The organism is Streptomyces sp. NPDC001507 (genome assembly GCF_042894765.1).
Taxonomy (GTDB): Bacteria; Actinomycetota; Actinomycetes; order Streptomycetales; family Streptomycetaceae; genus Streptomyces.
Map to the genome: position 1 here is coordinate 610248 of NZ_JBIAVV010000004.1, position 13597 is coordinate 623844.

The following is a 13597-nucleotide window of genomic DNA, read 5'->3' on the forward strand; positions in this document are numbered from 1 at the left end:
AAGGTGGAGCGGTTCTGGTTCGGGATGGCCTGGCACAACGAGGGGCCCCGCGCTGGAAGTTGCTTGAGAACTGCATAGGTGGGCCCCGCCTCCCCGAGTCGAAAAGGCGGACCGCGCAGCGACTGTCTGCGCTTCCAACTCGCGGCGAGTGCCGCGCCGGTTGCCTCCGCTGCGCGTCTCGTACGTGCGGCGCTGAGGGGAGCCGGATCTACCGACTTCACGGCGCGCGGCCCCGGTGCTGGAACACCGGGGCCGCTGTTCAGGCCGTTCCTATCCGAGAGGAACACGACCCAATGGAGCACATCGTCACTGTTCAAGACGCTGTTACCGCGTTCGCCGACTGGATCGAGCCGACGGACGCGGAACTGGACGCGATCGAGCGCGAGATGCCCGTGGTCCTGGCGGACGTCGACCTGTTGGACGCGCACATCACGGCCTTGGACCGCACCCCGACCGAGCTGGACGTCCGCCGGATCCGCCGGGCCCGCCGCCGCGCGCTCGCCGCTCGGGTCGCCCTGCTCAACCGCACGACCAGCGAGACCCTGCCCGGCGGTGCCGCATGAGCACCCCGACAGGACAGAGCCTCACCGACGCACACGCCGACGTGCGGGCGGAGATCGCCCGCACCGACAGCAAGACCGCGCTCCTGCTCGCGTTCGTCGGCGCAGTCCTGGCCGCCGCCTGGACCATCGGCACCTCCCTCCCCCTCAACCCGCCGGCCGTCGTCGTCGGCGTGCTGGGCATGGCGCTGCTGGTCGGTGCGGCAAGCCTGCTGCTGACGGCGGTACGCCCGAACCTGAACGGCGGCCACGGCTTCCCGTTGTGGGCGACCCTGACCCCCGAGCAGGTCACCGAGAGTCTGTCAAGGGATCTCGCCGCGGACATCGCGGGCCTGTCCCGCCTCGCGGTCGTCAAGTTCACGTGCCTGCGCCGCGCGGTCGACCTCACCCGCGCCGGGGGCGCCCTGCTCGTACTCGCCGTGGCGCTTACGCTCGGGGGTGCGGCATGAGGCACCTCAACGCAAAGCGCCTGCTGACCGTGCTTCCGGCGGTCGCGATGACAGCCGTGTCCATGGTGCTCACCCTGGCCGTGGTCATGATGTGGCTCGGTACGGCCGTGCCCTGGTACGTCGCCCTGGTCGTCGGACTGGGCATCGACGGCGGATGGCTCGCCACCCTCGCCTACGAACGCCGCCTGGCCGCGCAGGGCGACCACAGCAACGCCGTGACCGCCGTCGGCTGGTCCTTCGGCGCGGTCGCCTCCGGCGTCCTGATCACTCACGCGGTGACTGCCGAGACGTCGATGGGGGCGTGGCTGGCGGTGGCGTGGCTCCCGCTCGCCGCCAAGGCCCTGTGGCTGGTCCACGGACTATGGGAGCGGACCGCGCTCACCCCGGCCGCGCTGGACATGATCCGGGGCATTCAGCAGGAAGCCCGGGACGACGCGGCCGTTGCCCGCGCCCGCCTGCGGGCGGAAGCGTCCACGGAGGAGACGCGGCTGACGGCCGTGACCGAGGCCGGTGCCCGCGTCGCACGGGTCCAGGCCAAGACCGCTGAGACCCTGGCCGGGGCGTGGTCGACGCTGGAGACGGCCCGTAAGGGCGAGAGCACTGGACGGGCCCTGACCAGCGTGACGGCCCGCGTCACACCCGACGTCACACCCTCGTGGGAGCTCCCGGTGTGGGGCCCCATCGAGCCGGTTGCGGCGCTGGAGCCGGTCCCGGCGCTCAGTGACGCGGCGCTGGACACGCTGGTAGATGAGATCCGGACCAGCGAGCAACCGCCGTTGTCATACCGGGAGATGGCCACCCGCTTCCGCACCGCCGGCCACTCCGCCTCCGAAGTCCGCCTCAGGGCCGCCTGGAAGCGCGTCATCTGATGGCCGCGCTGCCGGTCTACCGGTGGCACCTGGCGCCGGACGGCTACGCCACCCGCCGCCAACTGAGGGCCCGCAACCTGCGCCCCGGCGGTCAGCAGGTGGCCGCGCAACTCGAACGCCCCCGCCGCCGGCGGCCCCCGCTGGTCGCCTACCTGTACCGCGTCGACCTGGCCAAACCGGTCCGGCCCATGACGCCGGCGCGGTGGGCGGCGCTCGCCAAGGCCAATGCCGCCCGCCGCACCTGCCCCTCCTGCCGGCGTGACGCCGGATACGTCATCCCCCCGTCGCTCGGCACCTGCTCGCCGTGCGCCTACCCCGACCCGCATGGGTCCGAAGGGACTGCCTGACATGGCCAGTTCTGAGATCCGCCGTATCGACCGTGAGATCCGCAAGACGACCAACAAGCTGGAGGCGGTCCGCCGGGGCGAGTGGTGGCCGCTGACCAGCCGCGAACGGCTCGCCATGACCCGCGCCATGGCCGGTGGGGCCCGCAACGTCTACCGCGGCCGGAGCGCCGGCGGTGCCGAGGACCGGATGGACTCCATCGGGTCCGCTGCCGAGACCCGGCTGAACGCTGAGCTGAACGCCCTGTACATCGAGCGGCGCCGGCTGCTCACCGAGCAGGCGCGCGACAAGGCCGCAAAGAAGTCGTCGGGGTGGTGGTGAGCATGAACGCTCGTTGCCCCGCCGCTCACCCGGACGATCCGACCGGCTGTGTCGGTCCGGTCGTGGTGACCGTGCTGGACGCCTTCAACGCGGGCGCGGACGGGTGCGAGCACCACGGCGCCCGCCTTCTGGCCAGCCTGGAGCGGGCCCGTGTCTACCCGCTGCCCGACGCCCCGGCCGGCAGCGCGATCCGCGTCTTCACCGCCGCCGACACCCTGCGCCCGTTCTGCTGGGTCGACGGCCCCCGCACCCGCCCGTCCCAGCTCAGCCGTGCCGAGAACCGCGCGCGCTCCCGCGACCTTCCCTCTCTCGCCTCCCGCCCTGGAGACCTGCCGTCATGACCGAGAACGTCATCAGCCTGCACAAGCCCACCGACCCGCCGACCGGCGCGAACGCCCCGACCGTGCTCACGGTCGTCCCCGACCCGGCGCCGGCCCCGCGGCTGCCGCTGTGGGTGCGCTCCGGACGGGCCATCCGAACGGCCGTCACCCACGAGACCACGAAGACCGGCGCCCGCGCCGCGGCCCGGCACGCCCTCTACGTCTACGGCGGCACCCGGATCGTCGCCCGCCGCACCTGGGAGGCCCGCACTCCCGCCCGGTACGAGCGGATGATGCGGGCCGCGGAAGCCGCGGGGAACCTGGACGAAGCCCGCGAGTGGGAAGAGCGCGGGCAGCACTTCCGCGAGGCACGCCACCGCCGCCGCATGGACCTGCTCCACTCCCCCCTCGAAGCCGCCCGCGGCGCCGCCGTCTCCGCCGGCACCGGCGTCGGGGTCCTGGTCGCCCTCGGGGTGTGCATGGCGATCGCCACCAAGGACGCCACCGAGGTCATCACCCCGCTCATGGCGGTCATCAAGTTCATCAACCTGATGATCACCATCGTCCGCGTGGTGTGGGGGCCCGCGCTCACGATCGGCCCGTTCCTGGCCCTGCTCGCCCTGTGGTCGGTCGGCGCGCACCAGAAAGCCGCGCCCTCGTGGTCGATGCCGGAGCACCAGCGATCGAGCGAGGGAGAGCCCATCACTCCCTCCATCGTGGTCAAGGCCCTGCGCGACCTCGGAGTCCCGGCGCTGCGCAACGCCATCAAGGACATGGGCGACGCCGGCGCGTCCATGCTCGGACCGATCCGGATCGCCGGATGCGGCGTCGAAGTCGACGTCACCCTGCCCTCCGGGGTGTCCACGATCGAAGTGCAGCAGCGCCGCCGGAAGCTGGCGGAGAACCTGACCCGGCACGAGCACGAGGTGTTCATCACGATCCCCGAGGCCGCCCGCACGGTCCGCCTCTGGATCGCCGACTCCGGCGCCCTCGATCAGCCGATCGGCCCCTCGCCGCTGGTCACCGACGAGACCATGACCGCCGACTACAAGAAGGGCAAGGCGCCATGGGGTCAGGACCTGCGCGGCGACGCGGCGGCCCTGAGCCTGTACCAGCGCCACCTGCTCATCACCGGTCTGTCGAACCAGGGCAAGACCGCCAGCCTGCGCGCGCTCGCCCTGTGGGCCGCGCTGGACAAGACGGTGGAGTTCCGCCTCGCCGACCTCAAGGGCGGTGACTGGGTCATGATGGACGGCCTGGCCACGGTCCTGATCCAGGGACCGACCGACGACCACGTCATCGAAGCGACCGAGATGGTCGAAGGCGTCGTGGACGAGATGAACCGCCGGATCCAGGCGCGTCTCACCGACCCGAACATGGAGTTCCCGCCGCTCATCTGCATCGTGGACGAAGCGCAGGTGGCGTTCATGTGCCCGGCCGTCGATGACCAGAAGCGCCCCTACGGCGGGTCCAAGGCCACCAGCCGGTACTTCATGGCCGTCCGTACGATCCACAACCAGGGCCGTGCGGTCAACGTGCTGATGTGGCAAGGCACCCAGGACCCAACGAACGAGAACCTTCCCAAACTGGTCCGCGAGGGCGCCCACACCCGCGCCGCCCTCGCCCTGGGCACAGAGTCCCAGGCCCGCATGGCACTCGGGGACAAGGCCGTCGACGGCGGCGCCGCACCGAACCTGCTGCGCCCGGGCCTGGACCAGGGCACGTTGGTCGTCGCGTCCAGCGGAATCGACATCCCGAAGGGGCAGTCGTCCATCACGGTGCGCACGCACTTCATCGGCCACGACGAAGCAACCGCCATCGCCGACCGGGCCAAGGCCCTGCGCTCCGGCGTCCCGACCCTGCGCGTCATCGAGCAAGGCGAGCAGCGAGATGCGCTCGTGGACATCGCCTCCGTGCTGGGGACGGACGCGCGGGTGCTCACTCAGGACGTCCTCAAGCGGCTCGCCGTGCTGGACGCGGACGCCTACGGCAAGTGGTCCTTCATCGACCTCAAGCGCGTCCTGGACGGCACCGGCGCTGAGCCGTACAAGTCCGACGGACGCATGGTCATCGCCGCCGACCGCCTCGCCCGCGCGCTCGCCCACCGCGACGAGACGGATTCCGTTTCCGCCTCCGAGTGACAGGGAGCCGACCCGTGGCAGGTCAGGGAGGCAGGGAGAACTCCCTGAACCCCTCCCTGACCCGCCTCCCTCCCCCTGACCTGCACGAATGATCAGCCAGGGAGGCAGGGAGGCGCCCCAGGTCAGCCCCCCGAAACCCCCCTCACAGCGCCCCCGGCAGGGGGCGTCTTCGCCTCCCTGAACCGTGACCGGAAGGGATTCCACATGTACCCCGAGACCACCCCCGAAGCGCTCCACACGGGCGTCCGCATGAGCGACGACGTCGCCGCCGCCGAAGCCGCCCGGATCATCGCCGACGCCTACAAGCCCGCCCCCGAGACCCCGACCTCCTACCGAGACGACAGCCCGCTTCCCGCCTACGGCGACACGCCCCCAGTCATGCAGCCAGACCGGCGGATCGTGCCCGCGTGGGCCGCCGGGACCGCCGTCGCCGGCATTGGTGTCGGTGCCGCATTCGTCGGCGTCGGGTGCGGTGTCTGGCTCGCCTGCCAGGGATTCGCCGCCGTCTCCCTCACCTCCGTCCTGTTCGTGACTCTCCCCATCGCCGCCGTCGCCGGCGTCTTCGCCGCCATCGGAACCGCCCTGCGCTCCCTCAAGGGCGTCCAGACCGAAACCCACCACCACTACCGGGGCCCGGTCCGGCAGGAGAACACCACCACGAAGACCTACGGGCTCATCGCCCGGACCCGCAACGAGCACCACGGCTGACGGCGGCGCTTCCGTGCCTGCTCCGGCCAACGCTCAACAGCTGCACATCCGGCCCATGAAGTGGCAAGCCGCCTGCGCCTACGTCGAAGACCACCACCGCCACCACGCCCCTCCGCAGGGACATCAGTTCTCCCTCGGAGTCCGCACCGACGCCGGCCAGTTGGTCGGGGTGGCCATCGTGGGCAGACCCGTCAACCGACACTTCGACAACGGCCTGACCATCGAGGTCACCCGCGTTGCCACCGACGGCACCCCCAACGCCTGCTCCGCCCTGTACGCGGCCGCATGGCGCACCGCCCGCAGCGCCGGCTACACCCGCGCCATCACCTACACCCAAGACGGCGAAACCGGCGCAAGCCTGCGCGCCGCCGGCTGGCGCAAGGTCACAGACCTCCCCGCCCGCCCCGGCTGGAACACCCCCAACCGCCCCCGCCGCGCACTCGGCACCGAAAACATCGCCCGCGCCCTATGGGAAATCACCACCCACCCCGCACCCGCGCTGCCCGAACCGTGTGATGAAACCCGTGACGAAACCCGCACCGCGCGCGGCCATAAGCGCTGCTCAGAGTGCCAGAACCCTATCCCGACAGCTGCTACAGGACGGCCCCCGCGCTACTGCTCACCGGCGTGCCGCCAACGCGCATACCGCCGCCGCCAACGCCACGGCTGACAGGAGACAAACACCCGTGATCGAGATCCGCATCATCTGCGACCCCGACGACATCGCTCCCGTCACCGCCGCCCTGACCAAGGCCTTCAACCTCGGGCCCGTCCGCCAGTACCCCACCCGCGACGGCAACTTGCGGCGCCTGTACGCCACCGCCGACCACCTCAGCCCCAACCCCGACCTGACCGAACACGAGCGCGCCGGCATCCACCCCGCCTACGCCAACGCCCCCGCCCAAGCCGACGAAATCAACTGGCTCATCCGCCGGGCCGACGAGGGGAAACGGAACCGGGAATGGTGGCTGCGCCGCGCCGCCCTCACCGACCGCTTCCACCCCGACGAGCAGGCCGAATACATCGCCCTCGCTCTGATCGCCCTGGACCGTGCCGACGTGGCCGGCAACCCCCGCGACTACGTCCGCGAGCAGTACGCCGCATGGCACGAGCAGACGGCACGGCAGGAACCCCACACCGGCGCCTAGCTACGCCAAGGGCGGCCCCCTCGTCTCGCCAAAGTCGCGGGGCCGCCCTTGTCCACCTGCCACGAACTGACCAGTGGAGGTTTTCCATCATGACCCACCCCGCGCACCTGCGCACCGCCCTGCACCTTGCGGCCGACGGTGTCCCGGTGCTGCCCCTCCGGGCGGGAAAGGTCCCCTTCGGCAACTGCCCCCAGTGCGCCACCAACGCGTGCGGCGGCCGGCCCCACATGAAGAGTGCGGGCCCCTGCCGGTGCGCGGCGCCGTGCCACGGATGGGCCGCCGCCACCACCGACCCGCACGTCCTCACCTCCCCGGCGTGGACGCCGGCCTGGCGGCACGCGGCCGCGGTCGCCTACCACCCCGGCGGCGCCGGCCTCACCGTGGTCGACCTGGACGACCCCGCCGCCATCCAGTGGGCCCGCGCCACCCTGCCCGCCACCCGGACCGTGACCACCACCCGGGGCGAGCACTGGATCTACCAGGGCACCATGCCATCCTCGAACGCGGTCCGGCCCGGTGTAGACGTCAAGTCCCTTATGGCGTACGCCCGTTGGCTCGGTACGGGCGTTGGCGCCACGGCCCCTCTCCCGGACGCTGTGCGCGCCCTGGCAGTAAAGGACCCGTCGCCCGCCCGCAGGGCGCCACAGACGCTCTCAGTGCCCCTGAGGGGCCATGAGGGCGAGTGCCCGCACCGCACGCCCACCTATCTGGAGCGCGGGATCACCATGGGCGTGCAGCGCATCACCGAGGCGTCCAGCGCGGTCCACGCGACCGTGTACCGCACGTTCCTCGCGGTGCTGTCGACGCACGGCCGGTGCGGCTGCCTCACCGACGCCCATGTCGGCCGGCTGTTCACCGCCGCGCAGGCCAAGGGTGAGTCTCCGCGGCACTGCACCGACGCGTGGACCAACGCCCTGACCACGTTGGGACTGTGACCATGCCCGAGGACGAGCAGGCTCCTGCCCGCAAGGTCATCACCGACTACGCGCAAGCGCACTTCCGATACTTCCGCACCGCCGACGGGACCGTGTACGCGCAGCGCAACGGCCACCCTGTCGCCCGTCCGATCCGCTCCCAGGGCACCACCGGCAGTCACCGCCAGGAACTCATGGTGGGACTGTTCCGGGACGGACTGGGCGTGTTCAACGGGACCGCGCTCAAGGAGGCACTCGACTTGATCGAAGCACTCGCCCTGACCGAAGACGTGCAGCCTGTGCATATCCGCGTCGCGCCCGGTTTCGACGGGGCGACATGGCTGGACCTGGGCCGCGCCGACGGACAGTCCGTCCGCATCCACCCCACCGGATGGGACATCGCTGTACCCGATCCGCGTGAGGTGTGCTGGCGGCGCACCCAGCTCACTGGCGAACTCCCGCTGCCGGTCAAGAACACGGACGGCAAGGGCATCGATCTGCTGCTGAGGCTGTGCAACTTCGCCACCGCGGAAACGGAGTGCCTGGCCATTGCGTGGCTGGTCGGGTGCCTCGGGCCATCCGTGCCCGTGCCGGCGCCGTTCCTCACCGGCCCGCAGGGTGCCGGCAAGTCCACCGGCGGGCGGATGCTCGTGCGGATCATCGAGGGTATGACCGGTGACTTGCGCCGGGCTCCCAAGGATGAGGAGAACCTCCTTGCCGCCGTGGCGGCCGGGTGGGTGACCGCGCTGGACAACCTCTCCCACATGAGCCCGGACCTGTCCGACGCGATGTGCTGCATCGTGACCGGCGCGGAGAACGTCAAGCGCGCGCTGTTCACGGACGGGGACGTCTTTCGCGTCGGCTACCGCCGGCCCCTGCTCCTGACCGGTATCGACGTCGGCGTGATCCGTCCCGACCTCGCGGAACGGCTCTTGCCGTTGCGGCTGGAGCGGCCCCGGGTGCGGCGCACGGAGGATGAGCTGTGGACGGAGTACGCGGAGGTGCTGCCGGTCGTCCTCGGCTCCCTCCTGGACCTGACCGTGAAGGTCCGCGCGGCTGAGGCAGAGACCCCGACCGACCTGCGGATGGCGGACTTCGCGCACCTGTGCGCGCAGTTGGACGCGGCCACCAGTCTGGGTGCGCTCGCCGCCTACCGGGCCAGCCTGGACGACCTGAACGACGACGTGATCGAGGGTGACCTGTTGGCTCAGACCGTCCTCGCGCACGCCGCCGGCCTGGACGCGGGCACGGAGCAGCGGATGACGTCCACGGAGTGGCTGCATTGCCTCAGCCGCGTCTACACCGGAGAGGACTTCCGGCCCCTGCCCAAGGGCTGGCCGACCACGGGCAAGGTGCTCTCCGACCGGCTCAAGCGGCTACAGCCCACCCTCGCGGCCCGTGGCGTTCTCATCGACTCGGGCCGCACCCGAGAGGGCCGCTACATCGAAATGACCCGCTCACCGGCCACGCCGTCGCACGAGCAGCAGACGTTCTGACCGGCGCTCCGGCCGTGCAAGCAAGAGGAGCACCACGGGCCGCGCGTGCTCCTCTTGCTGTTCGGCGCTCGCGCCCCCCAAGGTCGCGCCGCGTAGCGGCTCCTTCTTCACGCCTTGAGCCGCGCCACACACCACCACAGACGCCCCTTCTTTTTCCTAAGTAGGAGAACGCTGCGTCACAGCGTCACACGATCTTGGATAACGGCCGGTGACCTGCGCACAAGAGCGTGACGCAGACGGCCCCTCTCTGCGTCACGCCGCGTCACCTGCGTCACGCGTGACGAGAGCCTGCGTCACGCGTGACGCACCCCGAACTCTCTGCGTCACCCCAAACCTGCGGGTCAGAAGCCTGCGTGACGCGGGTGACGCTGTGACGCAGAAATCCCCACCTCGGACACACACGGGCTCCGAGAGGGCCCGCCAATGCGACTCAACCACTGAGGACCCCATGAGCCGAACCCGTTCCGCTCAACCCGACCCCCGCGCCACCCTCCGCAGCGGTCTCCCCGACCGGTACCTCACCCCCGACGACATTGCCGAGATCTTCGGCGTCCCCCTCGAAACCGTCTATCAGTGGCGCAGGAAGCGCACCGGTCCTCCCGGATTCCGTGTCGGCAAGCACGTTCGCTACGACCCCGCCGAAGTGGGGGCTTACGTCACTCAGCTCAAGAACGTCGACCGCGTCGCGGCCTGACGCAAGCACACACAACTTCAGGGGTGGCCGTTGAACGGCTGCCCCTGCTCCATGCTGGGAAGGGACCGCATCTCTCATGGCTGGCAGCATCCAAGACCGTTGGTACAGGACCGAAACCAACGCCGACGGCAAGACCGTCCGAGTCAAGACCGAGCGATACGGCACGGGCATGCGCTACCGGGTCCGCTGGTTCGCGCCCGACGGCAAGCGCAAGGGCAAATCCTTCCCCGATGGACAGAAGCGTCTCGCTGAACAGTGGCTGAGCAAAATCACGGCGGACGTCGCCCGCGGGGACTACATCGACCCGAACGCCTCGCGGAGGTCCTTCCAGGAGTTCGCGGAGGAATGGCTCGCGAGCCAGAGCGGCGACCCGAACACCCGGGCATCTATGCAGTCGCAGCTCAAGCTGCACGCCTTCCCGCGCATCGGGTCACGTCCGCTCGGGTCGTTCCAGCCGAGTCACATCCGTGAGTTCGTGACGCAGCTCGAAGCGTCCGGCATGTCTGGCGCGTACGCCCGTGTGATCTTCTCCAACGTCCGTGCCGTCCTCTCGGCAGCCGTAGAGGACGGGTACCTCCGCCGGAACCCCTTCAACTCCCGCACGGTGACGCTCCCCGAGATGGGCACACGCAGGGTCGTGCCCTGGCAGCCGGAACGCGTCTTCGCCGTGCGGGCCGCCATGGTGGAGCGCTTCCGCACGATGGTCGACGTTGGTGCCGGCTGCGGGCTCCGTCAAGGCGAGATCCTCGGACTGAGCGTCGATGAGCTGGACTTCGAGGGCGGCACCCTGCATGTGGTGCAGCAACTCAAGCTGAGCCTGAGCCAGCCCGTATTCGCGCCTCCGAAGGGCGGCAAACTCCGTGACGTGCCTCTGCCCGACCCTGTGGCGGAAGCCCTCCGGGAGCACATCAAGCGCTTCCCGCCTGTCGAAGTCACGTTGCCGTGGATGCGAGCTACCGGCCAGCCAGTGACCAAGCGGCTCATCTTCAGCGGGCCCAACGGTGGCCACGTCTGGCGTACCTCGCTGAACGAAGACCACTGGAAGCCCTCGCTCGCCAGAGCAGGCGTGATTCCCAAGGCGAAGAGCCGTGAGCATGCAGCCGCTCGGGAGCACGGGATGCACGCCCTGAGGCACTTCTATGCGTCGGTTCTCTTGGACGCAGGAGAAAGCATCAAGGCCGTCAGTGAGTACCTGGGGCACTCCGACCCAGGGCTGACGCTGAAGGTCTACGCGCACCTCATGCCGAGCAGCCGGGACCGCGCCCGGAACGCCATCGGTCGCGCACTCCGGCCGCACGAGTCGGGGCACTGAGGGCCCACAGTGGGCCCAGGCCGTGAGAATGCCCCCGCACCACGCCGTTTGCGCAGGTCGGGGGCATGATCACGGAACCTACTTCTTCTTGCCCTGGTTCTTGACCGCCTCGATGGCCGCTGCTGCCGCGTCCGGGTCGAGGTACCGGCCGCCCGGGGTGACCGGCTTGAAGTCGGCGTCGAGTTCGTAGGCGAGGGGGATGCCCGTGGGGATGTTGAGGCCGGCGATGTCGGCGTCGGAGATGCCGTCGAGGTGCTTGACCAGGGCGCGCAGGCTGTTGCCGTGGGCGGCGACGAGGACCGTGCGGCCGGCCAGGAGGTCGGGGACGATGCCGTCGTACCAGTAGGGCAGCATGCGGACGACGACGTCCTTGAGGCACTCCGTGCGGGGGCGCAGCTCCGGGGGGATGGAGGCGTAGCGCGGGTCGGAGGCCTGGGAGAACTCCGAGTCGTCCGGGAGCGGCGGGGGCGGGGTGTCGTACGAGCGGCGCCAGAGCATGAACTGCTCCTCGCCGAACTCGGCCAGCGTCGCCGCCTTGTCCTTGCCCTGGAGGGCGCCGTAGTGGCGCTCGTTCAGGCGCCAGCTGCGGTGGACCGGGATCCAGTGGCGGTCGGCGGCTTCGAGGGCGAGCTGTGCCGTGCGGATCGCCCGCTTCTGGAGGGACGTGTGGACCACGTCGGGGAGCAGGTCGGCGTCCTTGAGGAGTTCACCGCCGCGGACTGCCTCCTTCTCGCCCTTCTCGTTGAGGTTGACGTCCACCCAGCCGGTGAACAGGTTCTTCGCGTTCCACTCGCTCTCGCCGTGGCGGAGGAGGATCAGCTTGTACGGTGCGTCGGCCATGGGACAGAGCGTAATCCACGTATTCGGGGCGGCGGGCGGGCGGCCGGGCGGCGTCCCAGGGGGCGGACAGTTGACTGCATTTGTTAATTGACTGGCTCAGCCGAGCGGTCGGTAAGTAAGTTCCAGTAGCGGTCTGTGGCGCTTACAGAAACCGCATCCGCACCGCTTACGCCTGCCCTGGGGGAAACCATGCCGTCCGCCGCCCTGCGCCGCGCCGCCCGGGAGACCGTCTCCGGTCTGCCGCGGGAGTTCTGGTGGCTGTGGACCAGCACCCTCGTCAACCGGCTGGGTGCCTTCGTGGCCACCTTCATGGCCCTGTACCTGACCCTCGACCGGGGGTACAGCGCGTCGTACGCCGGGCTCGTCGCCTCCCTGCACGGGCTGGGCGGGGTGGTCTCGTCGCTGGGCGGCGGGGTGATGGCCGACCGGCTGGGACGGCGGCCGACCCTGCTCCTCGCGCAGGGGTCCACCGCCGCGGCCGTCGCGCTCCTCGGGTTCGTGCAGGACCCCGTCGCCATCGCCGCCGTCGCCTTCCTCGTCGGCGTGGCCTCCAACGCCTCCCGGCCGGCCGTGCAGGCGATGATGGCCGACATCGTGCGGCCCGAGGACCGGGTGCGGGCCTTCTCGCTCAACTACTGGGCGATCAACCTGGGCTTCGCCGTGTCGTCCATGGGGGCCGGGTTCATCGCCGAGGTGAGCTACCGCGCCGGGTTCCTGATCGAGGCCGGGATGACCGCCGTCTGCGCCGTCCTCGTCTTCCTGCGGCTGCCCGAGTCACGGCCCCGGCGGGCCGCCGCCGAAGTCGCCGAGGACAGCGAGGTCAGCCTGCTGACCGTGGTGCGCGACGGGCGGTACATGGGCGTCGTCGGGCTGTCGTTCCTGGTCGCCCTGATCTTCCAGCAGGGGTCGGTCGGGCTGCCGGTGGCGATGGGCGAGGCCGGGTTCACGCCCGCCGACTACGGCATGGCCATCGCCGTGAACGGCGTCCTCATCGTGGTGCTGCAGATTCCGGTGACCCGGGTCATCCAGCACCGGGATCCGCGGTCCCTGCTCGTCGTCTCGTCCCTCCTCGCCGGGTACGGGTTCGGGCTCACCGCCTTCGCCGGGTCGGTCGGGGTGTTCGCGCTCACCGTGTGCGTGTGGACGCTCGCCGAGATCGTCAACGCGCCGACCCAGACCGGGCTGGTGGTACAGCTCTCGCCGGTGCACGGCAGGGGCAGGTACCAGGGGATGTACACGCTGTCCTGGTCCGCCGCCGCGCTCATCGCGCCGCTGCTGTCCGGCGTCGTCATCGACCGGTTCGGGGCGAAGTGGCTGTGGGGGGTGTGCGCGGTCGTCGGGACTGCGGCCGCCTTCGGCTACGGGCTGCTGATGCGGCGGGTGCCGGCGGAACGGCCGGTGGCGGCGGCCGTGGCGGGGGCTGAGGCGGACGCGGGGGTGGGGGCCGGCTGAGCGCGCGGGCCCCGGCCCCCGTACGGCA

General features: G+C 70.6%; 16 protein-coding genes. 15 read left to right on the top strand and 1 reads right to left on the bottom strand.

Annotation, left to right across the window (positions count from 1 at the left end; translation table 11 throughout):
• Positions 1-293: 293 nt before the first annotated feature.
• The 14 genes from ACFY0K_RS16575 to ACFY0K_RS16640 all read left to right on the top strand — a co-directional run bounded on the left by ACFY0K_RS16575 (position 294) and on the right by ACFY0K_RS16640 (position 11277).
• Positions 294-563, top strand: coding sequence for a DUF6284 family protein (locus ACFY0K_RS16575; protein ID WP_390640425.1), 270 nt, complete (start codon positions 294-296; stop codon positions 561-563).
• Positions 560-1009 carry a Pycsar system effector family protein gene (locus tag ACFY0K_RS16580; protein ID WP_390640426.1) on the top strand — a complete coding sequence of 150 codons (450 nt, stop codon included), beginning with the start codon at positions 560-562 and terminating at the stop codon, positions 1007-1009. Before ACFY0K_RS16575 ends, ACFY0K_RS16580 begins: the two co-directional genes overlap by 4 nt.
• A complete protein-coding gene (locus tag ACFY0K_RS16585; protein WP_390640427.1) occupies positions 1006-1878 on the top strand; it encodes a protein spdB in 873 nt (290 codons plus the stop codon). The genes ACFY0K_RS16580 and ACFY0K_RS16585 overlap by 4 nt, the downstream gene beginning before the upstream one ends.
• Positions 1878-2225: an RRQRL motif-containing zinc-binding protein gene (locus ACFY0K_RS16590; protein WP_390640428.1), complete on the top strand. Its 348-nt coding sequence runs from the start codon at positions 1878-1880 to the stop codon at positions 2223-2225. The genes ACFY0K_RS16585 and ACFY0K_RS16590 overlap by 1 nt, the downstream gene beginning before the upstream one ends.
• A gap of 1 nt (position 2226) precedes the next feature.
• Positions 2227-2544 (top strand): hypothetical protein, encoded by a 318-nt coding sequence (locus ACFY0K_RS16595; protein WP_390640429.1) that lies wholly within the window; start codon positions 2227-2229, stop codon positions 2542-2544.
• 2 nt (positions 2545-2546) lie between these two features.
• On the top strand, positions 2547-2885 hold the full coding sequence (locus ACFY0K_RS16600) for a hypothetical protein (protein ID WP_390640430.1): 339 nt from the start codon (positions 2547-2549) through the stop codon (positions 2883-2885).
• Positions 2882-5005, top strand: coding sequence for an FtsK/SpoIIIE domain-containing protein (locus tag ACFY0K_RS16605; RefSeq protein WP_390640431.1), 2124 nt, complete (start codon positions 2882-2884; stop codon positions 5003-5005). The genes ACFY0K_RS16600 and ACFY0K_RS16605 overlap by 4 nt, the downstream gene beginning before the upstream one ends.
• A 204-nt stretch (positions 5006-5209) precedes the next feature.
• Positions 5210-5713: a hypothetical protein gene (locus ACFY0K_RS16610; protein ID WP_390640432.1), complete on the top strand. Its 504-nt coding sequence runs from the start codon at positions 5210-5212 to the stop codon at positions 5711-5713.
• 55 nt (positions 5714-5768) lie between these two features.
• On the top strand, positions 5769-6383 hold the full coding sequence (locus ACFY0K_RS16615; protein ID WP_390640433.1) for an XF1762 family protein: 615 nt from the start codon (positions 5769-5771) through the stop codon (positions 6381-6383).
• Between the two features lie 16 nt (positions 6384-6399).
• Positions 6400-6861 (top strand): hypothetical protein, encoded by a 462-nt coding sequence (locus ACFY0K_RS16620; protein WP_390640434.1) that lies wholly within the window; start codon positions 6400-6402, stop codon positions 6859-6861.
• An 89-nt stretch (positions 6862-6950) separates the two neighbouring features.
• Positions 6951-7796: a bifunctional DNA primase/polymerase gene (locus ACFY0K_RS16625; RefSeq protein ID WP_390640435.1), complete on the top strand. Its 846-nt coding sequence runs from the start codon at positions 6951-6953 to the stop codon at positions 7794-7796.
• A gap of 2 nt (positions 7797-7798) precedes the next feature.
• Positions 7799-9271 carry an ATP-binding protein gene (locus tag ACFY0K_RS16630; protein ID WP_390640535.1) on the top strand — a complete coding sequence of 491 codons (1473 nt, stop codon included), beginning with the start codon at positions 7799-7801 and terminating at the stop codon, positions 9269-9271.
• Positions 9272-9719: 448 nt separating this feature from the next.
• Positions 9720-9965 carry a helix-turn-helix domain-containing protein gene (locus ACFY0K_RS16635; protein ID WP_352089279.1) on the top strand — a complete coding sequence of 82 codons (246 nt, stop codon included), beginning with the start codon at positions 9720-9722 and terminating at the stop codon, positions 9963-9965.
• A 76-nt stretch (positions 9966-10041) separates the two neighbouring features.
• Positions 10042-11277 carry a tyrosine-type recombinase/integrase gene (locus ACFY0K_RS16640; RefSeq protein ID WP_390640436.1) on the top strand — a complete coding sequence of 412 codons (1236 nt, stop codon included), beginning with the start codon at positions 10042-10044 and terminating at the stop codon, positions 11275-11277.
• A 78-nt stretch (positions 11278-11355) separates the two neighbouring features.
• Here the strand turns inward: ACFY0K_RS16640 and ACFY0K_RS16645 are convergent, their stop codons facing one another.
• Positions 11356-12117, bottom strand: coding sequence for a phosphoglyceromutase (locus ACFY0K_RS16645; RefSeq protein WP_390640437.1), 762 nt, complete (start codon positions 12115-12117; stop codon positions 11356-11358).
• A 189-nt stretch (positions 12118-12306) separates the two neighbouring features.
• On the opposite strand from ACFY0K_RS16645, the gene ACFY0K_RS16650 reads away from it, so the two are divergent.
• Positions 12307-13569 carry an MDR family MFS transporter gene (locus ACFY0K_RS16650; RefSeq protein WP_390640438.1) on the top strand — a complete coding sequence of 421 codons (1263 nt, stop codon included), beginning with the start codon at positions 12307-12309 and terminating at the stop codon, positions 13567-13569.
• Positions 13570-13597: the final 28 nt, after the last annotated feature.